The sequence below is a fragment of the Marinitoga lauensis genome (genome assembly GCF_004135675.1).
GTDB classification, from domain to species: domain Bacteria; phylum Thermotogota; class Thermotogae; order Petrotogales; family Petrotogaceae; genus Marinitoga; species Marinitoga lauensis.
The window spans coordinates 77396-103206 of record NZ_QHLX01000005.1; the positions used below are offsets into that span (position 1 = coordinate 77396).

At 26.6% G+C, this 25811-nt stretch carries 31 protein-coding genes, 2 tRNA genes and 5 pseudogenes; 35 read left to right on the plus strand and 3 right to left on the minus strand.

Translation table 11 applies throughout. The annotated features are described in order from the left end of the window. Window positions 1-127 precede the first annotated feature (127 nt). From DJ007_RS09360 to DJ007_RS20285, 3 genes and pseudogenes are all read left to right on the plus strand, one after another. Window positions 128-775: a hypothetical protein gene (locus DJ007_RS09360; protein WP_129409341.1), complete on the plus strand. Its 648-nt coding sequence runs from the start codon at window positions 128-130 to the stop codon at window positions 773-775. Between the two features lie 26 nt (window positions 776-801). Further along, entirely contained in the window at window positions 802-1590 is a 789-nt protein-coding gene (locus tag DJ007_RS09365; protein WP_129409342.1) for a hypothetical protein, read from the plus strand. 37 nt (window positions 1591-1627) lie between these two features. Then, window positions 1628-1720: pseudogene (locus DJ007_RS20285) on the plus strand (rubredoxin-like domain-containing protein); the annotation flags it as partial. A 57-nt stretch (window positions 1721-1777) separates the two neighbouring features. Here the strand turns inward: DJ007_RS20285 and DJ007_RS09375 are convergent. From DJ007_RS09375 to DJ007_RS09385, 3 genes and pseudogenes are all read right to left on the minus strand, one after another. Further along, window positions 1778-1854 (minus strand) — tRNA-Arg (locus tag DJ007_RS09375). A gap of 22 nt (window positions 1855-1876) precedes the next feature. Then, window positions 1877-1966 (minus strand) — tRNA-Ser (locus DJ007_RS09380). 26 nt (window positions 1967-1992) lie between these two features. After that, window positions 1993-3737: pseudogene (locus DJ007_RS09385) on the minus strand (proline--tRNA ligase). 200 nt (window positions 3738-3937) lie between these two features. On the opposite strand from DJ007_RS09385, the gene metG reads away from it, so the two are divergent. From metG to DJ007_RS09545, 32 genes and pseudogenes are all read left to right on the plus strand, one after another. Next, entirely contained in the window at window positions 3938-5881 is a 1944-nt protein-coding gene (metG, locus tag DJ007_RS09390; RefSeq protein WP_129409343.1) for a methionine--tRNA ligase, read from the plus strand. A gap of 160 nt (window positions 5882-6041) precedes the next feature. Further along, window positions 6042-7954: pseudogene (locus DJ007_RS09395) on the plus strand (DNA gyrase/topoisomerase IV subunit A); the annotation flags it as partial. Beyond that, the gene (locus DJ007_RS17825; protein WP_368359746.1) at window positions 7937-8329 is read left to right on the plus strand and encodes a DNA gyrase C-terminal beta-propeller domain-containing protein; all 393 of its coding nucleotides are present in this window, start codon (window positions 7937-7939) and stop codon (window positions 8327-8329) included. The pseudogene DJ007_RS09395 and the gene DJ007_RS17825, both read left to right, overlap by 18 nt. Further along, window positions 8322-8699 carry an archease gene (locus DJ007_RS09400; RefSeq protein ID WP_165974101.1) on the plus strand — a complete coding sequence of 126 codons (378 nt, stop codon included), beginning with the start codon at window positions 8322-8324 and terminating at the stop codon, window positions 8697-8699. The genes DJ007_RS17825 and DJ007_RS09400 overlap by 8 nt, the downstream gene beginning before the upstream one ends. A gap of 32 nt (window positions 8700-8731) precedes the next feature. Beyond that, window positions 8732-8992: a LexA family protein gene (locus DJ007_RS09405; protein ID WP_129409345.1), complete on the plus strand. Its 261-nt coding sequence runs from the start codon at window positions 8732-8734 to the stop codon at window positions 8990-8992. Window positions 8993-9172: 180 nt separating this feature from the next. Then, window positions 9173-9616, plus strand: coding sequence for a ribose 5-phosphate isomerase B (gene rpiB / locus DJ007_RS09410; RefSeq protein WP_129409346.1), 444 nt, complete (start codon window positions 9173-9175; stop codon window positions 9614-9616). Continuing rightward, window positions 9613-10581 (plus strand): histone deacetylase family protein, encoded by a 969-nt coding sequence (locus DJ007_RS09415; protein WP_129409347.1) that lies wholly within the window; start codon window positions 9613-9615, stop codon window positions 10579-10581. Before rpiB ends, DJ007_RS09415 begins: the two co-directional genes overlap by 4 nt. 10 nt (window positions 10582-10591) lie before the next feature. Further along, window positions 10592-11587, plus strand: coding sequence for a hypothetical protein (locus tag DJ007_RS09420; protein ID WP_129409348.1), 996 nt, complete (start codon window positions 10592-10594; stop codon window positions 11585-11587). Next, the gene (locus DJ007_RS09425) at window positions 11584-11964 is read left to right on the plus strand and encodes a hypothetical protein (protein ID WP_129409349.1); all 381 of its coding nucleotides are present in this window, start codon (window positions 11584-11586) and stop codon (window positions 11962-11964) included. Before DJ007_RS09420 ends, DJ007_RS09425 begins: the two co-directional genes overlap by 4 nt. Window positions 11965-12113: 149 nt before the next feature. Beyond that, the gene (locus tag DJ007_RS09430; protein WP_129409350.1) at window positions 12114-12341 is read left to right on the plus strand and encodes a hypothetical protein; all 228 of its coding nucleotides are present in this window, start codon (window positions 12114-12116) and stop codon (window positions 12339-12341) included. A 94-nt stretch (window positions 12342-12435) separates the two neighbouring features. Next, on the plus strand, window positions 12436-12597 hold the full coding sequence (locus DJ007_RS20290; RefSeq protein WP_129409533.1) for a ComEA family DNA-binding protein: 162 nt from the start codon (window positions 12436-12438) through the stop codon (window positions 12595-12597). After that, window positions 12575-12751, plus strand: a complete 177-nt coding sequence (locus DJ007_RS09440; protein WP_165974102.1) for a ComEA family DNA-binding protein — start codon at window positions 12575-12577, stop codon at window positions 12749-12751. The genes DJ007_RS20290 and DJ007_RS09440 overlap by 23 nt, the downstream gene beginning before the upstream one ends. Before the next feature lie 73 nt (window positions 12752-12824). Continuing rightward, window positions 12825-13412: an epoxyqueuosine reductase QueH gene (locus DJ007_RS09445; RefSeq protein WP_165974103.1), complete on the plus strand. Its 588-nt coding sequence runs from the start codon at window positions 12825-12827 to the stop codon at window positions 13410-13412. A 20-nt stretch (window positions 13413-13432) separates the two neighbouring features. Next, entirely contained in the window at window positions 13433-13621 is a 189-nt protein-coding gene (locus DJ007_RS09450) for a hypothetical protein (protein ID WP_129409353.1), read from the plus strand. A 9-nt stretch (window positions 13622-13630) separates the two neighbouring features. Next, window positions 13631-14056: an ATP-binding protein gene (locus tag DJ007_RS09455; protein ID WP_129409354.1), complete on the plus strand. Its 426-nt coding sequence runs from the start codon at window positions 13631-13633 to the stop codon at window positions 14054-14056. After that, a pseudogene (locus DJ007_RS17830) lies at window positions 14043-15055 on the plus strand (flagellar assembly protein A). Before DJ007_RS09455 ends, DJ007_RS17830 begins: the two are co-directional and overlap by 14 nt. Next, window positions 15052-15420, plus strand: a pseudogene (locus DJ007_RS19220) (FapA family protein); the annotation flags it as partial. The pseudogenes DJ007_RS17830 and DJ007_RS19220, both read left to right, overlap by 4 nt. Window positions 15421-15428: 8 nt before the next feature. After that, window positions 15429-15962 carry a hypothetical protein gene (locus tag DJ007_RS09475; RefSeq protein WP_129409358.1) on the plus strand — a complete coding sequence of 178 codons (534 nt, stop codon included), beginning with the start codon at window positions 15429-15431 and terminating at the stop codon, window positions 15960-15962. Between the two features lie 154 nt (window positions 15963-16116). After that, on the plus strand, window positions 16117-16620 hold the full coding sequence (locus DJ007_RS09480) for a hypothetical protein (protein ID WP_129409359.1): 504 nt from the start codon (window positions 16117-16119) through the stop codon (window positions 16618-16620). Window positions 16621-16659: 39 nt separating this feature from the next. Beyond that, window positions 16660-17295, plus strand: a complete 636-nt coding sequence (gene thyX, locus DJ007_RS09485; RefSeq protein WP_129409360.1) for an FAD-dependent thymidylate synthase — start codon at window positions 16660-16662, stop codon at window positions 17293-17295. Continuing rightward, window positions 17292-17669, plus strand: a complete 378-nt coding sequence (locus DJ007_RS09490; RefSeq protein WP_129409361.1) for a DRTGG domain-containing protein — start codon at window positions 17292-17294, stop codon at window positions 17667-17669. Before thyX ends, DJ007_RS09490 begins: the two co-directional genes overlap by 4 nt. Next, window positions 17659-18594 carry a CBS domain-containing protein gene (locus DJ007_RS09495; protein WP_129409362.1) on the plus strand — a complete coding sequence of 312 codons (936 nt, stop codon included), beginning with the start codon at window positions 17659-17661 and terminating at the stop codon, window positions 18592-18594. Before DJ007_RS09490 ends, DJ007_RS09495 begins: the two co-directional genes overlap by 11 nt. A gap of 24 nt (window positions 18595-18618) precedes the next feature. Continuing rightward, window positions 18619-18954 carry an iron-sulfur binding hydrogenase gene (locus DJ007_RS09500; protein ID WP_129409363.1) on the plus strand — a complete coding sequence of 112 codons (336 nt, stop codon included), beginning with the start codon at window positions 18619-18621 and terminating at the stop codon, window positions 18952-18954. Window position 18955: 1 nt separating this feature from the next. Further along, on the plus strand, window positions 18956-19675 hold the full coding sequence (locus DJ007_RS09505) for a PHP domain-containing protein (RefSeq protein ID WP_129409364.1): 720 nt from the start codon (window positions 18956-18958) through the stop codon (window positions 19673-19675). Further along, complete coding sequence (locus DJ007_RS09510; RefSeq protein ID WP_165974104.1) at window positions 19663-20211, plus strand: ATP-binding protein; 549 nt, start codon at window positions 19663-19665, stop codon at window positions 20209-20211. The genes DJ007_RS09505 and DJ007_RS09510 overlap by 13 nt, the downstream gene beginning before the upstream one ends. Further along, the gene (locus DJ007_RS09515; RefSeq protein ID WP_129409366.1) at window positions 20211-22478 is read left to right on the plus strand and encodes a POTRA domain-containing protein; all 2268 of its coding nucleotides are present in this window, start codon (window positions 20211-20213) and stop codon (window positions 22476-22478) included. Before DJ007_RS09510 ends, DJ007_RS09515 begins: the two co-directional genes overlap by 1 nt. Before the next feature lie 173 nt (window positions 22479-22651). After that, window positions 22652-23320: a hypothetical protein gene (locus tag DJ007_RS09520; RefSeq protein ID WP_129409367.1), complete on the plus strand. Its 669-nt coding sequence runs from the start codon at window positions 22652-22654 to the stop codon at window positions 23318-23320. A 10-nt stretch (window positions 23321-23330) separates the two neighbouring features. Next, window positions 23331-24011, plus strand: coding sequence for a hypothetical protein (locus tag DJ007_RS09525; protein ID WP_129409368.1), 681 nt, complete (start codon window positions 23331-23333; stop codon window positions 24009-24011). Between the two features lie 17 nt (window positions 24012-24028). Beyond that, window positions 24029-24643 (plus strand): hypothetical protein, encoded by a 615-nt coding sequence (locus DJ007_RS09530; RefSeq protein ID WP_129409369.1) that lies wholly within the window; start codon window positions 24029-24031, stop codon window positions 24641-24643. Between the two features lie 29 nt (window positions 24644-24672). Further along, window positions 24673-25311, plus strand: a complete 639-nt coding sequence (locus DJ007_RS09535) for a hypothetical protein (protein WP_129409370.1) — start codon at window positions 24673-24675, stop codon at window positions 25309-25311. Window positions 25312-25328: 17 nt separating this feature from the next. After that, window positions 25329-25451: a hypothetical protein gene (locus tag DJ007_RS19225; protein WP_276318731.1), complete on the plus strand. Its 123-nt coding sequence runs from the start codon at window positions 25329-25331 to the stop codon at window positions 25449-25451. 94 nt (window positions 25452-25545) lie between these two features. Beyond that, complete coding sequence (locus DJ007_RS09545; RefSeq protein WP_129409371.1) at window positions 25546-25740, plus strand: hypothetical protein; 195 nt, start codon at window positions 25546-25548, stop codon at window positions 25738-25740. The last annotated feature ends 71 nt before the right edge of the window (window positions 25741-25811 follow it).

Here is a 25811-nt window from a genome sequence, read left to right on the forward strand (position 1 = left end):
AGGCTAATAATTATAAAAAACTAAAAAGATTAATATTAAATTTGAAATATTGAGCTGCAATTAATTTTTTATTTTATGATATAATATAAGTAAAGTATATTAATTCTATTAAATTAGGAGGAATAATATGAATAATGGTGAATTTAAAAAAGAAGATAAAATAGAAATGAATATTCCTCATAAAGAATTGAATAATGAAGGAAAAAATCACAAAAATAGTAATAAATTGTTGATCTTGTTGGTACTTTTAAATGTTCTATTATTGGGTGGGATGGGTTATTTTCTTTTTGAACAAATTACATTTAAAAATGCAGTGGAAGAAGATATAAGAATAATAAAAAATAAAGTGACAGAATTTGAAGGGCTAAATAATAATCTCGAAAAATTAAATAATAATTTTCAAATTTTAGATATAATAAACTCTAATACCAGGCAAATACCGGATATTATGCTAAGTATAGAGGAAAATAAAAAAATCTTAAAGAATTTTGATATATCAAAAAATATATCTGTTAATTTGGATATAGAAAAACAATTTGATGAATTGGAAAAGAGTATAAAGAGCGATATAGAAAATGCATTAAAAAAATACAATTTACAAGGAGAATTTAAATCTAAAATTAAAATGGAAAGTGCATCTCTTGAAGAAATAAAATCAGAAATAAATACTGTAAAAATAAGTATAAAGGATCTAAGTAAAAGTATATTTAAGCTAAATGAAAGTTTGAATAATACGTCAAATAATGATTTAGAAAAAAGATTAATAGTCTTTTAGAAAATACGAATTCTATAAAAGAGCTTTTGTACTCTAATTCTAATGAAGGAAAGTATAATAAATTAGAAACGAAAATTAATTCTTTAGAAAAATCGATAGAAAAATTAAACAGTATAAATAATAAATATTTTATTGATTTAAAAAACGAATTTAAAGAATTAAATGATAAACTTTTAAATTTAAGCCAAACATTTAATAATAGTCAAAATGAATATTATAAAAAAATTGAGTTGATTATAAATAAAAGAGATATTTTAAATATGATAAAGAATTTAGATGGATATATAGATAACTCACAAGAATTTAAATTAATAGAAATGGTAGATTCTTATAAAACGATACTTTCTAAATATAATTCTTTAAAGAATGACAAAGAGATTGAAGAAGAATTTAAGAAAATTACAGAGAAAGTTTATAATAAATTTTTAAATATTGTCAATAATGAAATGGATTATTTAAAAAATACTATGTATAGCCTAAATGTAAAAAAAGATATAAGATATCTTTCATATGTTTTTTCAATAATGCCAAGAGTTGATTTAGATAAACATAAAACATTGGAAACAAAGTTGAATGAACTAAAAAATATAGAAAAAATAAAAGTAGAAGAGTATAATAATAAGGCTATGAATTCTATAAACGAATATTTAGAGCTGTTTAGTAGAAAAGTTGTACTTCAAAATGAAATTATAAATAAGTTTAAAAATAATATTTTGACAATTAATCCGGAATTATTATTGGGAAATGTAAAAGAAATGTATTTTGAAGTAATAAAGCAAACGAAAGAAATATTAAAAGAAAAATATGTATGGTGATTGGTGGTAGGATTAAAAGGTTTTATGGAAATGTGAAAAATGCGGGTATATAATGGAGGGATACGAACCTCCTGAAAGGTGTCCGGCGTGTAATCATCCGAAAGCATATTTTACAAAACTAGAGAAATAAAGGAAATAAAAAAATGGGTGTTACAATTTTTTGTAACACCCACTTTTTTATTTAAGATGGCGTGCCCGACTGGATTTGAACCAGCAACCTTTGGATCCGCAGTCCAATGCTCTATCCAATTGAGCTACGGGCACGAAGTTGAATAGGTAAAAAAAATGGCGGAGAGGGTGGGATTTGAACCCACGGAGGGTAATAACCCTCACTTGCTTAGCAGGCAAGCGCCTTCGGCCGCTCGGCCACCTCTCCGACGCGAAACAATTATAACATGAATATTATTCTTTGTCAATACTTTTTACGTAAATTTTTGGGTCGTATTCGTTTAATTTTTTTTCAATTATTTTTAATAATTCATCGAACCCTTCAGTTATATCAACCTCTTCTGAATTCTTTTCGTATCTCAATTTTATTTCAATTTTTCCTTCCTTCATTTTTTTACCCAATATGATTTTTAAAGGGATACCTATTAAATCAGCATCTTTAAATTTGAATCCTGGAGAAGCATCTCTATCATCATATAAAACATCATATTTATCTTTTAATAATTTATATAATTCTTCAGCTTTATTGACCAATTCATCTTGTTTCATTGAAACAGGGATGATAACTAATTCAAAAGGGCAATGCTTCTTGGCCAAATCATACCATAATCATCATGTAATTGTTCGACAATTGCACCTAATGTTCTTGAAACTCCCCAACCATAACATCCCATAATGAAAGGTTTTTGTTTTCCATCTTCTGCGGTATAATATGCCTGTAATTTTTCTGAATATTTTGTTCCTAATTTAAATACCTGTCCAACTTCTATACCTTTGATTTCTTTTAAGGGTTTACCGCATTTTGGACATGGTTCACCTTTTGTAACCATTCTAATATCTGTAAATGTGGCGACTTTAAAATCTCTATCTAAATTAACGTTTATATAGTGTTTGTCTTTTTCCATGCCACCAACAACAAAGTTTTTCATATTTTTTACGCTATTATCTGCAATGATTTTTACATTTTCAATTCCAACAGGACCAATAAAGCCTATTTCTACGCCGAAAACATTTTTGATTTCATCAGGTTCGCCCATTGTTAATGTTTGATCTCCTAAAAATGCTTTTAATTTTGAAGTGTTTAATTCATAATCACCACGTATTAAAGCTAATGTCCACCCTTCTCTTCCTTTAAAGAGTAAAGATTTTACTATTTTCTTTTTATCGATATTTAAAAAATTAGCAACGTCTTCGATGGTTTTTACATCAGGAGTATCAACTTTCTCGATGTTTTTTTCTTCTTCATTAGATAATTTGAAAACAACATTAGATTCTGCTTTTTCATCTGTTGCAGAATATCCGCAATCACAATAATAAATGGTGCTTTCTCCATATTCTGCTTTTACTTGAAATTCATGAGAATTGCTACCTCCTATAGCACCTGTGTCAGCTTCCACTACTAAATAATCTACACCGAGTCTATCTAGAATTTTTTCATAAGCCCTATAAAAAGCTTTGTATGTTTCATCTAAAGATTCTTCAGAATCATGGAATGAATAGGCATCTTTCATTATAAATTCTCTAGCTCTTAATACACCAAATCTTGGTCTAATTTCATCTCTATATTTATTTGCAATTTGAAACAATGAAACAGGTAATTGTTTGTATGATCTCAATTCATTTTTTACAATAGTTGTGATCATTTCTTCATGTGTAGGGCCAAGTGTGAAATCCCTATTGTGTCTATCTTTTAATTTCATCATCTCTGGACCATAATCATCCCATCTTCCGCTTTCTTTCCAAATTTCAGCGGGTTGTATAATAGGCATTAATATTTCCTGAGAATCGATATTCTCCATTTCTTCTCTTACAATTTTTTCTATCTTCTTCAATACTTTATTTCCCAAAGGTAAATAAGTGTAAACACCTGATGCTGTTTTTCTGATAAAGCCACCTCTTACCAATAATTCATGACTTTTAATCTCGGCATCATTAGGAACTTCTTTTAATGTTGGTGCATAATATTTTGACATTCGCATTTTTATTCCTCCTTGTCAAATTATGTTTTTTTATTTTAACATATCATTTTAAATAAAACAACTTTTAATGGTAAAAAAAATATGAAGGTGGTACAAAATGATTATATATGATATGACCAAAATTTTAAAATCTTCTTAATTATACTCGTGGGAGTATATGGTATAATAGAATAAACGAGAAAAAGATAGGAGGATTAAATATGGAAAAGTTTTATGTTACCACCCCAATATATTATGTTAATGCTGAACCGCATATAGGTTCAAGCTATACTACTATTGTAGGAGATATAATTTCACGATATAAAAGAATGAGAGGATATGATGTCTTTTATTTAACAGGAACAGATGAACATGGTCAAAAAATTTTACAGGCAGCTAGAGCAAAAAATATAGATCCTCAGGAATTATGCAATGAATTGTCAGGTAAATTTAAAACTTTATGGAAAGAATTACAAATTACAAATGATTATTTTGTGAGAACTACTGATGAACAACATATGAAAACTGTACAATTCTTTGTAGAAAAAATGCTGGAAAATGGTGATATATATAAAGGAAAATATGAAGGATGGTATTGCGTTCCTTGTGAAACATACTGGACAAAAGAAGAGATCGAAGAAAAGGATGGGAAAAAAATATGTCCTTCATGCGGAAGAGAAGTAAATTGGGTGGAAGAAGAAAATTATTTCTTTAAACTTTCAAAATATAATGAACCTTTAAAAAAGTATTTTGAAGAACATCCTGATTTTGTTGAACCGGAATTTAGAAAAAATGAGATGCTAAAAATATTGGAAAGCGGATTAAAAGATTTAAGTATCACAAGGACAACTTTTGATTGGGGAGTGCCAATGCCTAATGATCCAAAACATGTTATTTATGTTTGGGTAGATGCTTTAATAAATTATGTTAGCGCTTTGGGTTATCCTGAAAATACAGAGTTATTTGAAAAATACTGGCCTGCTGATTTACATTTGATAGGGAAGGAAATTAATAGATTCCATTCTTTAATCTGGCCAGCAATGTTGATGTCTGTTGGATTACCTTTGCCTAAAAAAATATTTGCTCACGGTTGGTTGACGGTAAATGGTCAAAAAATATCAAAATCATTAGGGAATGCAATAGATCCCAGAGTGTTAGTTAAAGCATACGGTAATGATGTTATTAGATATTATTTAATGAGAGATATTGTATTTGGTAAAGATGGAGATTTTTCTGAAGATAATTTAATTACAAGGTATAATTCTGATTTAGTAAATGATTTGAGTAATTTGGTTCATAGGACGTTATCAATGGTTAATAAATATTTTGATGGAGTTATTCCAGAACCTGAAGAAAGAGCAGATGTTGATGAACAATTACATAATTTAATAAATACAACAATTAAAAAATATGAAGAATATATGGATAAATACTTATTTACACATGCGTTGGAAAGTTTATGGGAGTTGGTAAGATTTACCAATAAATATATAGATCTTACTGAACCATGGTTACTGGGGAAGGATGAATCAAAAAAATCAAGATTATCTACAGTAATGTATAATTTAATGGATTCAATAAGGATAATAGCATTATTGATTTCTCCTATAATGCCAGATACTGCAATTAAAATATTTAGAAAATTAGCAATTGAAAATCCTGAAAGTTACATTAATAATGAAAATATTAAAATCGGTTTATTGGAATCAGGAAAAAAAGTTGATATAGGGGAGCCAGTGTTCAAGAGGATTGATGTGAAAAAATGGAAAAAAGTTATTGTGATGAAAAAGGAGGAAGAAAAAATGGAAGAAAAGAAAGTAGAAGAAACAATGGAAAATGTATTAATAGATATAGATTATTTTAAAAATGTTGACTTAAGAGTTGCAAAAATTTTAGAAGCAGAAAAAGTAAAAAAGTCAAAAAAACTTATTAAGTTACAATTGGACTTGGGTGAATTAGGCGAAAGGCAGATTGTAGCAGGTATAGCTAATTATTATGAGCCAGAGAATTTAATAGGTAAAAAAATAATAGTGGTAGCTAATTTAAAACCAGCAAAATTAATGGGAATAGAATCAAATGGAATGTTATTAGCTGCAAAAATAAAAGACAAATTAGTACTTTTAACAACGGATGGAGATATTGAACCAGGAGCTAAAATTTCGTAATTTGGGAGGGTAACTTTTAATGAGTGATATTTTAAATAGATCGTTTGAACAAGAACTTAAAGAGTCATATCTTTTATATTCTTTGAGTGTTATTACAAGTAGGGCAATTCCTGATGTAAGAGATGGATTAAAGCCTGTTCAAAGAAGAATATTGTATTCAATGGATGAATTAAATTTAAGGCATACTGCTGCTTATAAAAAATGTGCTCGTATAGTTGGAGAGGTTATGGGTAAGTATCACCCTCACGGTGATGCTGCAATTTATGACGCTCTTGTGAGAATGGCACAACCATTTAGTTTGAGATATCCGTTAGTAATAGGGCAGGGAAATTTTGGTTCAATAGACAGAGATCCCCAGCTGCAATGAGATATACAGAAGCTAAAATGCATGAATTAGCAGAATATATGCTAATGGATATAGATAAAAATACGGTAGATGTATTAGATAATTTTGATGGTTCTTTAAAAGAACCATCTGTTTTGCCAACAAGGATACCGAATTTACTAATGAACGGAGTAAATGGTATAGCAGTTGGTATGGCAACAAATATTCCATCACATAATTTAAATGAATTAATTGAAGGTATAAAAAAATTAATTGATAATCCAGATTCAACAACAGATGATTTAATGGAGTATATAAAGGGACCAGACTTACCAACGGGTGGTATTATTGTTGATGGCGATAAGTTAAAAGATATTTATAAAACAGGTAGAGGCTCTTTTCATATAAGAGCTAAGTATGATTTGGAAGAGAATAAAAATGGATTAAGTATAGTTATTAAAGAAATACCTTATGGTGTTCCTAAATCTGATCTAATAACCCAAATAGCTAATTATGTTACTAAACAAAAAGAAAACAAAAAAGACGTAGGAATAAGAAATATAAGAGATGAATCAGATAAAGAGGGTATTAGAGTAGTAATAGAATTAAAGAAAAATGTAAATCCTCAAAGAATAATAAATCAACTGTTAAAACATACATCTTTACAAATATCTTTTGCAGTTCAAATGACAGTTATAGATAAAAGAAAACCCAGAGTGATGAATTTAAAAGAAATACTGCAGGCATTTATTGATCATAGAGTTGATGTAGTAACAAGAAGAACACAGTTTGAATTGGACAAAGCGCGAAAAAGATCTCACATTGTGGAAGGATTAATGAAAGCTTCAGAGGGAATTGAATCAGTTATAGAAATAATCAGACAATCAGAAGGTCGAGAAGAAGCAATAAACAGTTTGATGGAGATAATCAATGTAACTAAAGAGCAAGCAAATGCTATAGTAGATATGAGATTGATTAATTTATCAAAACTTGAAGAAAAAAAGTTAGAAAAAGAATATGCAGAATTGACCCAAAAAATTAAGGATGCAATGGAAATTTTGAATAATAAAGAAAGACTATTTGAAGTAATAAAAGAAGAATTAGAAGAAATAAAGGCGAAGTTTGGTGATGAAAGAAGAACAAAAATTACAAATCAAGGTTCTAAAATAGAAGAAATGGATAATATCGAAGAAGAAGACCTCGTTATAGTATTAACACAATGGGGTTATATAAAAGCAATGAAAAGTGATGAATATAAGGTTCAAAATAGAGGTGGAAAAGGATCAAAAGCAATAAAAAAATCTGATAATGATTTCATTATTCAGGTTTTACAAACAAATAGTCTTTCAAGATTGTTATTTATAACTTCGAAAGGAAAAGCTTTTGAACTGCACGCATATAATATAGAAAAGAGTACGAAAGAAACAAAAGGCAAACATATAAGTACATATCTATATTTAGATAATGATGAGAAAATTAAAACAATTATCCCTATAGAGAATGAAAAGGATATTGAAAACAAATATATTATGTTATTTACAAAAAATGGTGTTGTAAAGCGAACATCATTAGGTGAATTTACAAATATTAGAAAAAATGGCTTAAAAGCAATTACAATTAGAGAAGATGACATGGTTGTAGATGCACTAATAGTAGATGAAAATGATGAAGTATTGGTAATAAGTAAAAAAGGTATGAGTTTAAGATTTAGAGTTTCTGATGTTAGAGTTATGGGAAGAGCTGCTGCTGGGGTAAGATCTATAAAATTAAGAGAGAACGATAATGTAGTAAATGCAGTAAGAGTGAATGAAGAGAAAAGTATGTTATTAATTACTGAATATGGATATGCCAAACGAGTAAATTTTGAGGACTTTAGACTTCAAAATCGTGGTGGAATAGGATTGAAATGTGTTAAAGGTACATCGCGTATAGGAGATATAGTAAAAGCTCTAACTGTTGATGAAGATAGCCATATTATAGTATTTACAAAATTAGGTAAAGCAATTAGGGAAGAGGTTTCTACAATATCAACATTGAGTAGATATGCAATTGGAGTAAGAGCTATTAGATTAGATAAAGAAGATATAGTAGCAGATGCAGCAGTGGTGGTTGAAGATGAGTAAAGAATTAAATCATCCAGCGGATATATTGTTTGAATTATCTGGCAATGCATTGGAAGATATAATGGAGGATTTGTTTGATGCATTAAATAAAATATTTAATCCGGTTGTTGGAGGTTTGAAAAAAGAGTACGTATATGATATATCTAAAAAAGAAATCGATGATATTGTATTTGATATAGGAAATTATTCTTTAAATAAAATATACGAAGGTTTTTTTCCGTCAAAGGTTGAAGTTATAAATGAAAACATAAAAATATATTTTTCTGAGATAATAGAAATAAAAGGAAATATAGAAATAAAAGCAATAGCCTATCCGAAAGTTATAGAAAAAGAAAATCCTATTTCATTGAAGGTTGTGTTTGATATTTAAAAAGTTTTTTTGAAGAGGTGCATAATTATATTATGAAAGAAATAACAGAAAAACAAAAGAAAATTTTAGAATATATAGATTTTTATATCAGAGTAAAAGGTTATCCACCTTCAATGAGAGAAATGAAAGAGTATTTTAATTTAAAAAGTGTTTCAACTATACATTCTCACTTAAAAGCATTGGAAAAAAAAGGTTTTATAGAAATATCAGGAAAATTCAGAGGTATAAAAGTTTTAAATCAAAAAGATTTCGGAATTATAAAAATAGATGGTGAGTATATTGATCAAAAATAAAATTATATGATACGCCAATATATTTAAAGAGCATTTCTGGCATTAAATTAATCAGTACATCAGAATACAAAAATATAATTGTAAAAGATAATATGAATGATTATCCTGAAAATACTCTCCTAATTTTTAATAAAAAAAATATAATTATAGGAACAATAAATTTAAAAGAGGTGATAATAAATGAAAATAGTTATTGGTTCTGATCATGCAGCATATAAGATGAAAGAACATTTGAAAAATTATTTAGAAAGTAAAGGAATTGAGGTTATAGATGAAGGTCCTTATGTAGAAGAAAGAGTTGATTATCCGATATATGCAAAAAAGGTTTGTGAAAGAGTAATAAAAGGAGAAGCAAAATATGGAATATTAATGTGTGGTACAGGTTTAGGAATGTCTATTGCTGCTAATAAAGTGAAAGGAATTAGAGCAACACTTGCATATTATCCAAAAATGGCTGAACTTGCAAGACAGCATAATAACGCAAATGTATTGGTTTTAGGTGGTAGAACTATGGGATTTGAACTTGCTGAATGGACAGTAGATACATTTTTGAATACGGAATTTGAGGGAGGGAGACACGAGAGAAGGATTAATCTTATATCCGAAATGGAGGAAAATTTATGAAAGTTGTATATGATCCAAGGCATGTTTTTTATTCACCTAAAAATGAGCTTAATGGTTATGAAATGATAGAAAATATAGATAAACCAGGGAGAATAGAAACAATAAAAGAAATTTTACAATTAAAATATGGAGATATTATAGTTGGATCAAAAGATTATCCAAGATCGTATTTGTATTTTGTTCATTCATCAGATTATGTAAATTGGCTGAAGGAAAAACAATATACTCTGGAAGATAATCAAGAATATTTTCCTAAAGTTTTTGGATATGATATGTGTATGGACACCAAAACACCTGTTGGTAAAAATACATTTGAAATGGCATGGATAAGTGCAAAATGTTCATTAACGGGTGCATCTTTACTATTAGAAGGTGAAGAGCTGGTATATTCCTGTTCAAGACCACTGGGTCACCATGCAGGAATTACATATTGTGGAGGTAGATCTTACTTTAATAATGCAGCATTAGCTGCAAAATATCTTCAAAAAAATGGAGACATATATATAGCAATTTTAGATCTGGATTTTTATGCAGGAAATGGTACTCAGGAAATTTTTTATGAAGACAATACTGTTTTAACAATTAGCATTCATGGAAATCCATCTAATCATTATCCTTATATTTCTGGGTTTGAATGGGAAATTGGTGAAAATGAAGGTAGAGGATATAATATTAATTTTCCTTTAAAAGATGGAATTAACGGACGAACTTATTTACGCGTATTAGAAAAAGCATTATTAGAAGTAGAGGATTTTGATCCGGATTTTCTTATAATACCATTTGGTTCAAATACTCATGAAAGGGATTTAGCAACTACATTTAATCTTAAGGATAATGATTATAAAGAAATTGGCGATATGATCTCGTATTTAAATATCCCTAAATTAATAGTTCAAGAAGGAGGATTTAATTCACAAATTAATGAAAAAGTAGTGGATAATTTTTTTGAGGGATTAAATATTTGAGGTGAATGTTTTGAAAGAAATATTTTTTGAAATAAGTGATTTAAAAAAAGTTGAAATATTAGTTGGAGAAAATTACTACAATAAATTTATTAACGAGAAAAAATATAATAACTATATTATTTTTGATAAAAAAGTTGAATTGATAAATAGAATGAAATTAAATAATTCTATCCCTCTAATAGGAAATGAAAATTTAAAAAGCCTCGACAAATATTTGACTTTATTATTGAAATTATCGGAAATTGAAATAAATTCTGTTAACGTATTTGGAGGATATAGTGTATTAGATTTTTCCGGTTATACGCTTGAAAATATTGGCATAGATAATTATTCATTTTTTCCAACAACGCTTAATTCAGCTATTATGTTGCCTATAAAAGGAAAGTATTACCTGAACTTTAATTGGAAAAAAGACTATTTAATTCAGAAAGGATATCCTCAACAAATTATTATAGATATGAAATTTTTTGAATCTATTTCCAGGCGAGAGTTTAGAAATATGTTTATTGTTCCATATATAATAGGCAAAATTTTGAATTCTAAAATAGCTAATCTTGCATTGAATTACTCAAAAATGAATTTTTCAAATATTGATTTACAGGATTTTGTTTTTTATTCAATAAAACAGTGGGTTTATTATTTAAAAAATGAAAACGATATATTTCCAGGAGAAAGTATTATTCCTTTGTTTTATAACAAAAAAACAGGTTTCAATAAAAACTATATTGAAATTTTTGCCATAAGCTTTATAATAGAATTATATATATCATGGTATTATGGATTTTTAGATTTTGAAACATTTGAAAAAATAGAAAAAGAAATATTGGATAATTTTAACGTTTCTTATAAATTGATAGAAACAATAAATTTTAAAACATTTTACTGTTCAAATAAATTTGTCCTCTTTACTTCTTCAGGAAAGCTTATAGAATATAAAATTTCTTGTGAAGAGCTTAAAACAATTTTAAAAGAAGTGAAGGAATATTTTAGAGGTGGATTTTTGTGATAAGAAATAAAAAAAATTGGAGTTTGATTTTTATAACGGCTTTATTGATAATAGTTCCAATGATTCTGGCTATAGTTACTTCATATACATTATATTTAAAGTATAAAATCAGAAATCTTGAGGTTAAGATAAATGAGTTAAAAGAGATAAATCAACCAGAAAATATTGAAAAAAACGGATCACAACAGGTATTGAATCTTGACCTTAGTGAAATAGATAAATTTCTTAACATAAAACCCAAAGGAATAATTGAAAAAGAAAAAGTTGATATATTTTATTTAATAAAAGAATCAAAAAGCAGTTTTCAAAATAATGAAATAGGCGGAATAACTCTGATGAAAAAAAAGGATGCTTTTTTTATGGGATTGATTCATTAGAGCATAGAAAAGGATATTTTTTAACGAAAATTGCAACAGATTTATATTCTTTTTATTCTGAGACCGCAAACTACGGAGAACAAAAAGTATTTACTGTTCAGTTAAGATTATATCTTACTGAAGAAGATGCTTTTTTTACAACTTTAACATTGCGAAATGCTGGATTACCAGTTTTCGTATATAGGGGAAGATTTCAAAATAGTGGTAAAAGCTATTTTGCTATATGTGCTGGATTATTTGCTGATATAAACGAAGCAAAAAAATATATGGAAGATATTGATGAAAAAAAGATATTACAATTAACAGGTTTGAGTATAAAGGATAGATTTTTGAAAAGTTTTCAATTAATTGGAGCAGAAAACAATGAAAAGAAATAGTATAATTTTTGTTTTTCTTTTGTTAATTATAGCTGGATTAATGTATACTATAAAATATCAGATAATACAAAACAGAAAATAGTGAATATAAAAAATAGATTTATCAAATTTCAAAATAGAGGATTTAATTAAAATTCCAGGAATTGGATTTAAAAGAGCCGAAGAAATAAAAAAATATAGCGAAAATATAGGTTTTTCTTCTGTAGATGATTTGAAAAATATATCTGGTATTGGTGAAAAAACATTTCAAAAATAAAGAAATATTTTTATTTATCTCAAAGTACTTATATCTTAAAAGAAAACAAAAAGTCAATATTAATATAGCAACATATAGTGAATTACTGAAATTACCAGGTATAGGTCCTGTAAGTGCAAATAAAATAATTTCATATAGAAAAATAAAAAGATAGAAAATTTATATGAATTAAAGAAAATAGGACTTAGCAATTCTCAAATAAATAAAATCAAGGGAGTTGTGGAATTTTGAAAATATTTTTACATGTTTGTTGTGCTCCGGATTTGATATTGGCTCATAAAAAGTTAAGAGAGAAAAAAATAGAATATACAACTTTTTTTTATAACCCTAATATATATCCGGATAAAGAATATGAAAAAAGATATAAGGCATTTTTGAAATTGAAAAAAATGTGGAATTTTGAAGAAATAAAGTATAATTATAATCATGAAGAGTTTTTGAATGCTATGAAGAATCTTGATGTGAAAAATGAAAAGAGTAGATGTTATAAATGTATGTATTTTAGAATGGAAAAGGCTGCAATTGAAGCAAAAAAAAGAAAATATAAGAAATTTTCTACTACGTTATTATCAAGTCCGAGAAAAAGCCATGAAGATATAAAAAAAATAGCCTCAGAATTAAGTAAAAAATATAATATAGATTTCTATTATGAAAATTTTAGATCCAATAATGCAATTTCAGAAGGAGCAAAATTTTGTAAAACCAATGATATTTATAGACAACAATATTGTGGTTGTGAGTTTTCACTAATAGAAGCAGAAGAATTAAGAAAAAGATCCTTTGAAAAAAGAAAAAAAGTTTATCCGAGAAATTGAGCTTTGATTTTGTACATTTAATGGATCAAAGTTTATTAAAAATACCAGAGGATTTATATCCAAAATATTTGTATAAATATGGATTAGAGATATTGAAAGATTTAAAACCAAAGATGATTTTAATACGAAAAGATATAGCAAAAGATTTAGGTATAAAAAATGGGAGAAATAAAATTGGAAATTGGAAATCGAAATTTATTGTTGTTTAGGGGGATATTATGGAAATAATAGAATTAGAAATACTGAGTAAAACAAAATATATTAAAATCTTAAGGGAAGCAATGAAATACTTCTTAAGATTAAACGATTATGATAATGAAGAACAAATATTTTTTATGGAACTTGCTTTAAATGAGGCTATTGCAAATGTTATAGAACATACATATAAATTTGATGAGAATAAAAAAATTTTAATAAAATTTGAGATAGAAAAAAATATTTTTAGTGTGCATATAAGAGATTTTGGTGAAAAAATTAATAGAGAAAAAGTAAAATCAAGAGATCTGGATGATATAAAAGATCATGGACTTGGTGTTCACATTATAACTCAGGTTTTTGATGAAATGATGTGGAAAGATATTAATGAAGAGGGAAATTTGTTGATATTAAAAAAGAACTTGGGGACTAAGAATGGCAATAACTAAAATAAAGACAACGGAGGACAGATTAAAAGCATATATAACTTTAATATATGATGGAAGAATACCAACAGATGGAGAGATATTAAGAAGTCTTCAATCAGCTGGTATAAAACATGGTATAAAATATGATGTATTGAGAAGTTTGGCTTTAAATCCTGTTTATAATGAGTCTATAGTTGTAGCTGAAGCAACTTTACCAGAAAAAGGAGAACCCGGCTACGTAGAGTTGTTTAAATTGGAAGAAAAAAAGGAAGTAAGAAATAATGAAAAAATAGATTTTAGAGAGTTTGCAAAAAATATTATAACAGTAGAGTTAGGAGAAAAAATTGGTATTATTCATCCGCCAAAGTTAGGGAAACCAGGAAAAGATATATATGGACAAAAAATTCCAGGACTTCCTGGAAATCCTGCGAAGATTGTTTTAGAAAAAAATGTTGAAAAAGATGAAGAAGGCTATATTATAGCAGTTGCATCAGGAGAATTAAAAATAAGAAAAGATATTGATGGAACTATATATATTGGTATTGAAGAGGTATATGAAATTAACGGTGATGTTGATTTTAATACGGGAAATATCAGGTTTCCAGGGAAAGTTTTAATTAGAGGGTCAGTGCGTCCAGATTTTATAGTGGAAGCGGAAGGGATATTGAAATATATGGAGAAATAGAATTAGCAAAGGTAATTTCAAAACAAACGGTAAAGGTAAATGGAATAAAAGGTGGAAATAAAGGGTATATAAAAGCAAAAAATATTTTCGCAAGATTTGCTGAAAATGCTATATTAGAAGCAGAAGAAACAATTTCAATAGATAAATCAATGATTAATTGTAATGTTCTTTCTGCGAAAGAAGTAATTTTAGATGGATATAATAGCAAAATAGTAGGCGGAAAAATAAAAGCGTTGAAAAAGGTAGATGCTTATTATATTGGAACACCCATGGGTGTAAATACAGAAATAGAAGTGGGGTTGATCCAAAGTTATATGAAGAATATAAAAATTTAATAGAAGTTACCAAAAAGGATACAGCAGAATTAAGAGCGATCACACCACAAATTAATTCATTATTAAAAAAAGTAAAACAAATGAGGGTAAAAAATGAAAAAGTTTTATATTTAAAAAAGCTAATTGACAAAGCTACCACTATTAAATCTAGGCTTGAAGAAAACAAGAAAAAAATTATTCAATTAAGAAAAATGATTGAAGAATCTAAAAGTGAAGGAATAGTAATTGCCAGGAAAATGCTATATCCAGGTGTGTCAGTGAGAGTTAATAATAAGTTACTAATGCCTGAAAAAGAGATAAGCAGTGTTCAGATAATGAATATAAATGACGAAATAAAACTTTATGCTTATGTACAGGGGGAATAGGGAAAGATATGAAAAAATACATTTATATAGTATTAATAATATTTTTAACCATATTATCGTTTGGTGATGATATTACAGATTTTTACGTAAGAAATTTTGACATAGATGAGATGATTAACTCAAATAAAATAAATATAAAAATTTTTGGATACTTAAAGAAATACTTTGAAACTGGGTATAGTGGATATTTAAAAGCTGCGAATGAATTAAGAGCAAAATATAATGAACTTTTAAAATTTGAGGAAAAACAGATTTTTGATGTGATGAGTACAATAAATCCACAAACAACAATAGATCCAATAAAAAAGTTAGAAGAATTAAATAGTAAATATCCCAATTTCCAATTAATAAATATATTGCTTTTAGAATTTAATTATAAACAATGGTTAATAACGGGAGATCCAAAATTAGCAAAAAAGATATTAAATGAAATTGAATCAATAAAAAAAATAATGGGGGATACCCATTTATTGTGTATTATAAAGCTAATTTTCTTTTTAAGTCTAATATTTATGGTAATAAAGAAGAAGCTTATACAATAGTAAAGAAAGGAGTCTTAGAGTTCCCGGAAAATAAAAAAATAATAGAAATATATTTAAAAATTTCTACTCAATTGAATAAGGATAAAAAGATAAAAATGTTTTTGAAGAAATTTCCAAAATATATGTAAGAGAGCCAGAAACTAAAGAAAATATATTGTTATTAATCGCCAAACATTTTTTTGAAACTGATGAAAAGGATTTTGCAAAAGAAATAATAATAAATAAGATAATTCCAAATACAAAAAATACAAAAGTTTTACAGCTTAGTTATGAATTACTGGGAGATTATGCGGATACAAACATACAGAAAATGAATTATTATCAACAATCGTTGAAATACAATTCTGAAAATGCAAGAATATTATCGAAATGGGCATTGTCAATGCTAAATGTAGATAAAAATAAATATAAAACATTAGCAAGGATTGCTTTGAATAAAGCCATATCAATAAATCCTAATATTTCAGAAGAAGCCTTAAAAGCACTTAAAGAACTAAGAACAGAAGTAAAAATAGAGGTAATGATAAATTATGTGTTGCCAATAATTCTGTTTGTAGTTGGTTCATTAGGTATTTTGATTTATTATGAAAAAAGAAAAAAGAAAAAGGAAAAAGAACTTCTCTTAAAAGGCGACGAAGAAGGTGATAATGATGATTGAAAAAAAGTTTTAGATAAAGGATTTATCAAATTAGTAGATATGTTAGGTAACGATCGAACGGCAGTAAAAGCAGCAAGAGTTTCATATGGGAAAGAAATATCAAATGATGATAAGGACAAAAAGTTGATATATTATTTAATGAAACACAAGCATCATAGTCCCTTTGAACATCAGGTATTTACATTTCATGTAAAAACACCAATATTTATAGCTCGTCAATGGATGAGGCACAGGATTGGTAGTTATAATGAAATTTCAAGGAGATATACAACAAAGTATGCTGAAGAATTTTATATTCCTGATCATATAAGAATTCAGGATACAGTTAATAAACAGGGGTCAATAAAAACAAATGATGAACATATGCAAAATAAAGCAATAAATATTATAAATTATACATATGATTATTTATTTGAAACTTATAATAAATTGTTGGAAATGGGTGTTGCAAGAGAAATGGCAAGGATGATATTGCCAGTGGGGCAATATACACAATTTTACTGGACTGTAAATACCAGATCTTTAATGAATTTCTTAAATTTAAGAGCAGATTCTCATGCACAGTGGGAGATACAACAATATGCGGTTGCATTAGCTGAAGTATTTAAAGAAAAATTACCATGGACATATGAAGCGTTTATGAATTTTGAATATAGAGGGGATTTATTAAAATGAAATTATCAAATCTTGTAAAAGAATTAAATGCCCGAATTCTACATAAAGCTAAAAGTTTAGAAAATATAGAAATTGAATATGCTGGGGCATCTGATTTAATGAGTGATTTTTTAGCTTTTTCAAAACCAAATATGCTTTTAATAACAGGATTAGCTACACCACAAACACTTACAACGGCCTCTGTAATAGAAGCAAGCGCTATTTTATTTGTTCGTGGAAAAACTATTCCCAAGAATTTTTTGGAAATTATTGAAGAATGTGAAATCCCTATTTTAACAACAGATTTTTCTATGTATTATACATGTGCCAAACTATATCAATATGGAATAAAAGATGCGATGGAAACCGATAAGGAGAATAGATATGACACCTGAGAGTAATAAGTTATTGGAGAAAATATCACAGTTTTTTTCCAATATAAGAATAGGAGAGATTATGACTTCACCAGCTATAGTTGTTACTCCTGAAACTTCTATTAAACAAGTGAAAAATATAATGAAGATAAAAAAAATTTCTGGTTTACCAGTAGTAAAAAGAGGATTAAAATTAACAGGTATTATTAGCATAGAAGATATTATTAAAGTACTTGAAAATGGAAAATTAGAAGATTCAGTTGAGAGATGGATGACAAAAGACGTTAAAATATTATATGAAGAAAATACATTATCTGATTTTATGAGTATTTCGCAAAAATATAAATTTGGGAGATATCCTGTTATCAATAATGAAAATAAAGTTATAGGAATAATTACAAAGTATGATGTTATATCATGGTTATTTGAAAAACTTGGTACAATGTATATTCATGATGATAGAAGAAAAAAAATTCTTGAGCGGGAAGAATATACATCAAGACTTACTGGAGAATTACTTGATAACAAAAAAATTTCTTTCGACTTTGATATAGATTATACAGAAATACAAAGAATAGGAACAGGAGCTACAAAACTTAAAAGTTTTTTAAAGAAAAAAGGAATTGATGAAAAATTAATAAGGAAAGTTTCTATTTCTACATATGAAGCTGAGGCAAATGTAGTCATCCACTCAGAATCTTATGGAAAAATTTTTTGTTGGGATTTTGAGGATAGTATAAGATTATTAATAAAAGATTATGGAAAAGGTATAGAAAATGTTGAAATGGCTATGCAGGAAGGTTTCTCAACTGCATCTGAGGAAGTTAGATCTCAGGGATTTGGTGCTGGAATGGGATTACCGAATATGAAAAGATTTTCTGATAAAATGACGATAATTTCTGAAGTTGGAAAAGGAGTAATAATAGAAATGTTGTTTTATAAATAATTTATATTATTTGAGGTGATCATATTGAAAATATCAGAATTAATAAAAGATAAGAATTTTGAAAAAGTGTATATTGTTGATGATGCGATAAATATAAAAAATGGATATATTGGTGATTTACTTAGTGAAATTATGAGAAATGCACCAGGTGAATCTGTATGGCTTACGCATCAAACGCATCCGAATATCATAGCTGTAGCCTCTATTGTCGAAATAAATACGATAATCATACCAGAAGGATTTGAATTTGAGAGTGAAACAATAAAAAAAGCGAAAGAAAATAATATTAATTTGTTAAAAAGTAGATGCAATATATTTAAAGCAGCAGGTATAATATATACTAAATTGATTGAGGAATAAAATGCCAGTATTTTATGCCAATTTTCATATACATACAGTACTTTCCCCATGTGCGGATATTACAATGACACCGGATATATTTTTGGAATATCTTGAAGGATTAAATTGGATATCAATAACGGATCATAATACAACAAAACATATAGGTGTTTATTCGGAACTTTTAAAAAGTATAGATGTTAAGGTTATACCAGGTATAGAAGTAACCTCAAAAGAAGAGGTTCATATACTTGTATATTTTGAAAAAATAAAAGATGCAGAAGAATTTGGTGAGATTATTGAGAATAGTCTTACAATGAGAGAATATGATCCAGATAAATTAGGATATCAGATATTATGTGATAAAAATGGTAATTTTAAAAAAATATATGAGACACCATTCTTAGGAAGTTCTTCAAAATTTTCTATAGATGAAATATATAACATTTCAAAAGAATACAATTCTCTTTTTATTCCGGCACATATTTTTAGATTTAATGGATTAATTACTAATTTAGGTTTTCCACCTGAAAATTTGGTATTAGATGCTGTTGAAATAAAAAATAAAAAAGAATTAGAAAGAGCTAAAAAGCTGGGATTTAAAAATTTTATATTTAATTCAGATGCGCATTTCCCAGAACAATTAATCCCTTCGGTTAAAATAGAAACTAATGCCAGAACTTTTGAAGAGTTTAAAAAATCCATAATGGAAAGAAAGGTGATGCCACTTTGGCAACATTAAGAACGATTGGTGATCATATATTGGATATATGTGAGAATGCTATAAAATCAGGTGGAGATAAAGGATATTTGGTGATAATAGAAACAGAAAAAATCTTTAAATTTGTTGTTTCGGATAATGGTAGGGGGATAGATAAAGAAAAATTAGAAAGGATTTTGGATCCATTTTTTTCCACTAAAAAAGAAAGAAAAAAAAGGTTTGGACTTGGGTTACCTTTTTTAAAATATTCTGTTGAAAGAACAAAAGGAGAATTTAAAATATTTTCTGAAAAAAATAAAGGAACAACTGTTATTGCTTCCTTTAATTTAAAAAATATAGATTGTCAACCAATTGGCAATATTTCTCAAATAATGCTACATCTTATAAATATGAGTCAATCTTTTTCATGGAAAATTACGAGATTTTTTAAAAAAGAAGGATATACAATTGAGACAGAATTTTTAAAAAATAATTTTAATTTGACTGATCCAGAAAATTTGATTTTAATAAGAAATTACATAGAAAATTTAGAAAAACAAATTAGGGAGGTTTTGTGATGAAAAAAAAGATTTTACTGGTTATATTGATAGGTATGTTTATCAATATTTTTGCATTAATGGATGTTGAAAAAATAATTTTTGAAGGGAATGTCTCTTTTATTGAAAATGATTTGAGAAATGTATTATCAAAGTATGATATAAAAAATAATTCTATTGTTGGTGAAATTGACATAAAATTAGCAATAGACAATATTCAAAAAAATTATCCGTATTTTTCATCAATATCTTATAATTACTCTGAAGAAAGCAAAGAATTGAAATTCATATTTAAATTAAATCCAATAGTAAAAAAAGTGAAATTTAAAGTTTTAGGAGATAATTTAGTAGATCTTTCAAAAATAGCAACAGAAGTATATACTGAAAAAGGGAAACCTTTAAATATTAATGAATACAAAAGAGGATTGGATGAGATAAAAAAATATTATAATGAAAATGGATATATGTATATAGAGGTTTTTAGCAATATAAAATTAAGTTCAAATGAGTTGACCTTTGAATCTACAAAAATTAATAATGAAATAACAGATAAAAATACATTGGTATATATAATAAAGGAATATGACTTATGGGATATTGAGTTAGATGATGAAATAAAAAAACTTGATAAATCTGAACTAAAGAAAATTTTTGGATTTGATTTTAGAAAAGATTGGGAAAATAAATTTTTCTTATTTAGATCTGATGTAAAAGATACATATCCAAAAGTTGAGGATATTCAAAAAATTTTCCAGTCTCTACAGCAACTTCCATATTTTTCAAAAGATACACAAATTTCTATAAAACCAATTAATATTGATAAAACTCCTGGTGGAGATCTGGTTCTTATTTTAAGTGGTAATTTAAGAAAAATTATTAAAAAATCTTCAATTATAAAAGAAATCAAAATAAAAGGAAATGAAAGTATAAAGAATTTTGAAATTTTGGATAAATTAAAACAGTCAAATATAACAAAAGATACAACTATTACAAATATCGATGTTTTAAACAGTGTAAAATCGTTAAAAGAATATTATACAAATCTTGGATATCCATTTGTAGAGATTGATGTTTCGTATGATTCAAATATACTAACATATCAAATAACTGAATATAAGGTTGGAAATATAACCATAAGTTTTTCTCCAGAACAAAAGACCAAAGATTATCTAATAAAACCATCTATAAAATTAATATCTGGTAATGTGATAAGAACAAAAGATATTCAGGATACTTATTATGCATTATCAGGAACAGGTTTTTTTGAAAAAGTAAATATATATCCGTTTAATCAAAAAGGAGATAAATTGGATTTCAAAATTGATATAACAGAAAAAAATAAACCTGGTAAATTTATAGGAGGAGTAACCTATACAATTCCTGAAAATGAACCGTGGTTTATGGGATTTCTTGGACAATTGGAATTGCAATGGGCAAATCCATGGGGATATGGCCAATCATTTAATTTATCCACTAATATTAACCCATTGTCTAAAACGTATGTATTTAATGGAGGATATGGAATTAAAAATTTATTTGGTTCAAAATTTTCATTTAATACAAAATTAAGTTATGGATTATACGATGAAAACGTAGGAATTCCACAAGAAAACATTAGTGGGGTAGCGACGGTTTCAAATAAAATATCTTTTTCGATTTCTCCTAATTATAATATAAATGATTTCAATAATCTAAATATGAATTTCAGTTATTCTGAAACGAAATATAATCCAGAAACATATAACCCAAAAAAAGAAATTAGTAGTGGTGTAGGATATACATATTCAAGATTAGATTATCCATTTAGACCATATAATGGATTATACAATACAGTACAACTGTTTGGTGGTTTAAATGCATTAAATAAAAATGAATATTATTATGGTGGATATTTAGAAAACAAGATTTTTTATACGTATTATAAATTTACAGTTGCGAATAGATTTAAAACAGGTTATGTAATAGATGATGCGGATTTGTATGATTTTTATTTAGGTGGAATGTATACTATTAGAGGGTATGATTTCTCAGTAAGAACTGGTAATATGATGATTTTAAATAATACTGAAATCCAATATCAAATAAATAAAGAAAATGTACCAGTAGATCTTTATGCTTTTTTTGATATTGGTAATGCAAGTGATTCAGATTTGATGAAAAATTATTTATGGTCATATGGCTTTGGGATAAAATTGACTGTACCAATGATTGGACCTATAAGATTTGAAGGTGTGTTTGACACTCAGAATAAATTTAAATGGACTTTTGGTTTTGGACCTGTATTCTAAATCTTTTGTTTTAAAAGTTATTTGTGATTTATCCATATTATTTTTTCATATTTTTTGCTGAAATTTTGAAGGCTTTTCATTCGAAAAGCCTTTTTCTTTTATTTGGTATTTAAAAAAGTTTAAAAATTTGATATACTATAAGTTGAATGAAAATTAAAAAAGGAGTGGAATATATGGCAAAAGACAAAAAAGAAAAAAAGCCTGGAAGATTAAAAAGGTTAATCTCCTTATTTTTCTGGTCTATATTTATAACATTGATAATAATTGCTTTAGTATATGTAAACTTTGAATTTAAAAGAATAAAAATTCTCAATCTTAGCGTTGAAAAAGATTGGAAAAGTTTTGTTGCGTATATGTTACAGAAAGTTCCTGCGTTAAAAGATAAAGTGAAATATGAATATCTTGATGTAGGAAATGCATATGCTATACAAGAAAAATTAATTGAAGAAAGATTAAATGAATTAGAGTTGAAATCTAAACAAATTAATAGTCAATTAGAGGAATTAAAAAAGATCTCTTCTCAAATAAAGGATGAATCAAAGCAATTGGAATTAGAAAAAGAAAAATTCAATGCAGAAAAAAAAGCTTTTGAAGAAGAAAAAAAAGTTTTTGAAGATTATAAATATAGAATAAATAAACTCGCAGAATGGTTTGCCTCCTCAACACCAGCACAAATAGCAGTAGCACTTTCAAGGGATGAGGTTAGTATTGATTTAATAGTTAATGCATTGCTCATACTTCCTTCAGATACAGCAGCTGAAATAATTCAGGCATTAGCTCAAATTAACCCAACAAAAGCAGCTAATGTTATTTCAAAAATAGGGGAGGTGAAAAGTAAATAGGAGGGGAAAAATGACTACTAAAGTAGTAACTGGTTTGTTTAATGGAAAATACAAAAAATTTTTTGAAATTGAAAAAACAGAAAAAAATTTTAAAAACAATAGTTTTAATAAATATTTTGATAATAATATATTTATAAAAAATGATAATATAAATTTACCACTTGGACAAAAGCGATTGAAAAAACTTACATTAAAAGTCAAAAATATTCGCTTCCATTTCTCTTCTGATAAAAATATAAAAAAAGTTTATCTTGGTAAATCTCTTAAACTTTCTAAAAACTCTTTCCAATTAAAAAGTAAAAATTTAAAATTCTTAAAAATTAAAAATGTCAAGTTTATTCAATCCGAAAAAGATTTTTCGGATAATTTTGATATTTTAGACAAAGGTCAAGCTGAAAGTATTGAAAAAGAAATAAAGTTATTGAAAGAAATAATAAAAGAGGAAGATAAACTGCCAGAAGAGATAAAAAAAGAAGTAAAAGAATTAAGAAGAATAATGTTAAAGGCAAAAGGAAAAGAAGAAATAAGAACAAATAACAGGGAATTATTAGTAAAAGAACCAATAGTAAAAATAAAGAGTAATGAAAAAGAAATGCAAAAAACAGAAGAAATAAATAAGAAGATAAATGAAATAATAAAAGAAATAATAAAAGAGGAAGATAAACTGCCAGAAGAGATAAAAAAGAAGTAAAAGAATTAAGAAGAATAATGTTAAAGGCAAAAGGAAAAGGAAAAGAAGAAATAAGAACAAATAACAGGGAATCATTGGTAAAAGAACCAATAGTAAAAATAAAGAATAATGAAAAAGAAATGCAAGAGACAGAAGAAATAAATAAGAAGATAAATGAAATAATAAAAGAAATAATAAAAGAGGAAGACAAATTACCAGAAGAGATAAAAAAAGAAGTAAAAGAATTAAAAAGAATAATGCTAAAGGCAAAAGGAAAAGAAGAAATAAGAACAAATAACAGGGAATTATTGGTAAAAGAACCAATAATAAAAATGAAGAGTAATGAAAAAGAAATGCAAGATACAGAAGAAATAAATAGGAAGATAAATGAAATAATAAAAGAAATAATAAAAGAGGAAGATAAACTGCCAGAAGAGATAAAAAAAGAAGTAAAAGAATTAAGAAGAATAATGTTAAAGGCAAAAGGAAAAGAAGAAATAAGAACAAATAACAGGGAATTATTAGTAAAAGAACCAATAGTAAAAGTGAAGAGTAATGAAAAAGAAATGCAAAAAACAGAAGAAATAAATAAGAAGATAAATGAAATAATAAAAGAAATAATAAAAGAGGAAGATAAACTGCCAGAAGGGTAAAAAAAGAAGTAAAAGAGTTAAAAGGAATAATGTTAAGAGCAAAAAATAAAAGGAAAGAAGAAATAAAATCAAACAATATGGAATCATTGGTAAAAAAACCAATAATAAAAATGAAGAGTAATGAAAAAGAAATGCAAGATACAGAAGAAATAAATAGGAAGATAAATGAAATAATAAAAGAAATAATAAAAGAGGAAGATAAACTGCCAGAAGAGATAAAAAAAGAAGTAAAAGAATTAAGAAGAATAATGTTAAAGGCAAAAGGAAAAGAAGAAATAAAATCAAACAATATGGAATCATTGGTAAAAAAACCAATAATAAAAATGAAGAGTAATGAAAAAGAAATGCAAGATACAGAAGAAATAAATAGGAAGATAAATGAAATAATAAAAGAAATAATAAAAGAAATAATAAAAGAGGAAGATAAACTGCCAGAAGAGATAAAAAAAGAAGTAAAAGAATTAAGAAGAATAATGTTAAAGGCAAAAGGAAAAGAAGAAATAAGAACAAATAACAGGGAATTATTAGTAAAAGAACCAATAGTAAAAATAAAGAGTAATGAAAAAGAAATGCAAAAAACAGAAGAAATAAATAAGAAGATAAATGAAATAATAAAAGAAATAATAAAAGAGGAAGATAAACTGCCAGAAGAGATAAAAAAGAAGTAAAAGAATTAAAAGGAATAATGTTAAGAGCAAAGAATAAAGGGAAAGAAGAAATAAGAACAAATAACAGGGAATCATTGATAAAAGAACCAATGATAAAAATGAAGAGTAATGAAAAGAAATGCAAAGGACAGAAGAAATAAATAAGAAGATAAATGAAATAATAAAAGAAATAATAAAAGAGGAAGATAAACTGCCAGAAGAGATAAAAAAGAAGTAAAAGAATTAAGAAGAATAATGTTAAAGGCAAAAGGAAAAGAAGAAATAAGAACAAATAACAGGGAATTATTAGTAAAAGAACCAATAGTAAAAATAAAGAGTAATGAAAAAGAAATGCAAAAAACAGAAGGAATAAATAAGAAGATAAATGAAATAATAAAAGAAATAATAAAAGAAGAAGACAAATTACCAGAAGAGATAAAAAAGAAGTAAAAGAATTGAAAAAAAAGTTATTAAAATTACAGTTAAAAATTTTAAAAAGTCCAAAGATATTACTTACGAGA

Bases quoted from the DNA above. Each gene is read 5' to 3' on its own strand.
- rpiB (WP_129409346.1), top strand. From the start codon at position 9,173: ATGAAAATAGTTATTGGTTCTGATCATGCAGCATATAAGATGAAAGAA.
- DJ007_RS09405 (WP_129409345.1), top strand. From the start codon at position 8,732: ATGAAAGAAATAACAGAAAAACAAAAGAAAATTTTAGAATATATAGAT.
- thyX (WP_129409360.1), top strand. From the start codon at position 16,660: ATGTTAGGTAACGATCGAACGGCAGTAAAAGCAGCAAGAGTTTCATAT.
- DJ007_RS09450 (WP_129409353.1), top strand. From the start codon at position 13,433: ATGGATCAAAGTTTATTAAAAATACCAGAGGATTTATATCCAAAATAT.
- DJ007_RS09520 (WP_129409367.1), top strand. From the start codon at position 22,652: ATGGCAAAAGACAAAAAAGAAAAAAAGCCTGGAAGATTAAAAAGGTTA.
- DJ007_RS09415 (WP_129409347.1), top strand. From the start codon at position 9,613: ATGAAAGTTGTATATGATCCAAGGCATGTTTTTTATTCACCTAAAAAT.
- DJ007_RS09505 (WP_129409364.1), top strand. From the start codon at position 18,956: ATGCCAGTATTTTATGCCAATTTTCATATACATACAGTACTTTCCCCA.
- DJ007_RS09495 (WP_129409362.1), top strand. From the start codon at position 17,659: ATGACACCTGAGAGTAATAAGTTATTGGAGAAAATATCACAGTTTTTT.
- DJ007_RS09490 (WP_129409361.1), top strand. From the start codon at position 17,292: ATGAAATTATCAAATCTTGTAAAAGAATTAAATGCCCGAATTCTACAT.
- DJ007_RS17825 (WP_368359746.1), top strand. From the start codon at position 7,937: ATGGGAAGAGCTGCTGCTGGGGTAAGATCTATAAAATTAAGAGAGAAC.
- DJ007_RS09525 (WP_129409368.1), top strand. From the start codon at position 23,331: ATGACTACTAAAGTAGTAACTGGTTTGTTTAATGGAAAATACAAAAAA.
- DJ007_RS19225 (WP_276318731.1), top strand. From the start codon at position 25,329: ATGTTAAGAGCAAAGAATAAAGGGAAAGAAGAAATAAGAACAAATAAC.
- DJ007_RS09475 (WP_129409358.1), top strand. From the start codon at position 15,429: ATGAAAAAATACATTTATATAGTATTAATAATATTTTTAACCATATTA.
- DJ007_RS09455 (WP_129409354.1), top strand. From the start codon at position 13,631: ATGGAAATAATAGAATTAGAAATACTGAGTAAAACAAAATATATTAAA.
- DJ007_RS09545 (WP_129409371.1), top strand. From the start codon at position 25,546: ATGTTAAAGGCAAAAGGAAAAGAAGAAATAAGAACAAATAACAGGGAA.
- DJ007_RS09400 (WP_165974101.1), top strand. From the start codon at position 8,322: ATGAGTAAAGAATTAAATCATCCAGCGGATATATTGTTTGAATTATCT.
- DJ007_RS09360 (WP_129409341.1), top strand. From the start codon at position 128: ATGAATAATGGTGAATTTAAAAAAGAAGATAAAATAGAAATGAATATT.
- DJ007_RS09530 (WP_129409369.1), top strand. From the start codon at position 24,029: ATGTTAAAGGCAAAAGGAAAAGGAAAAGAAGAAATAAGAACAAATAAC.
- DJ007_RS09535 (WP_129409370.1), top strand. From the start codon at position 24,673: ATGTTAAGAGCAAAAAATAAAAGGAAAGAAGAAATAAAATCAAACAAT.
- DJ007_RS09515 (WP_129409366.1), top strand. From the start codon at position 20,211: ATGAAAAAAAAGATTTTACTGGTTATATTGATAGGTATGTTTATCAAT.
- metG (WP_129409343.1), top strand. From the start codon at position 3,938: ATGGAAAAGTTTTATGTTACCACCCCAATATATTATGTTAATGCTGAA.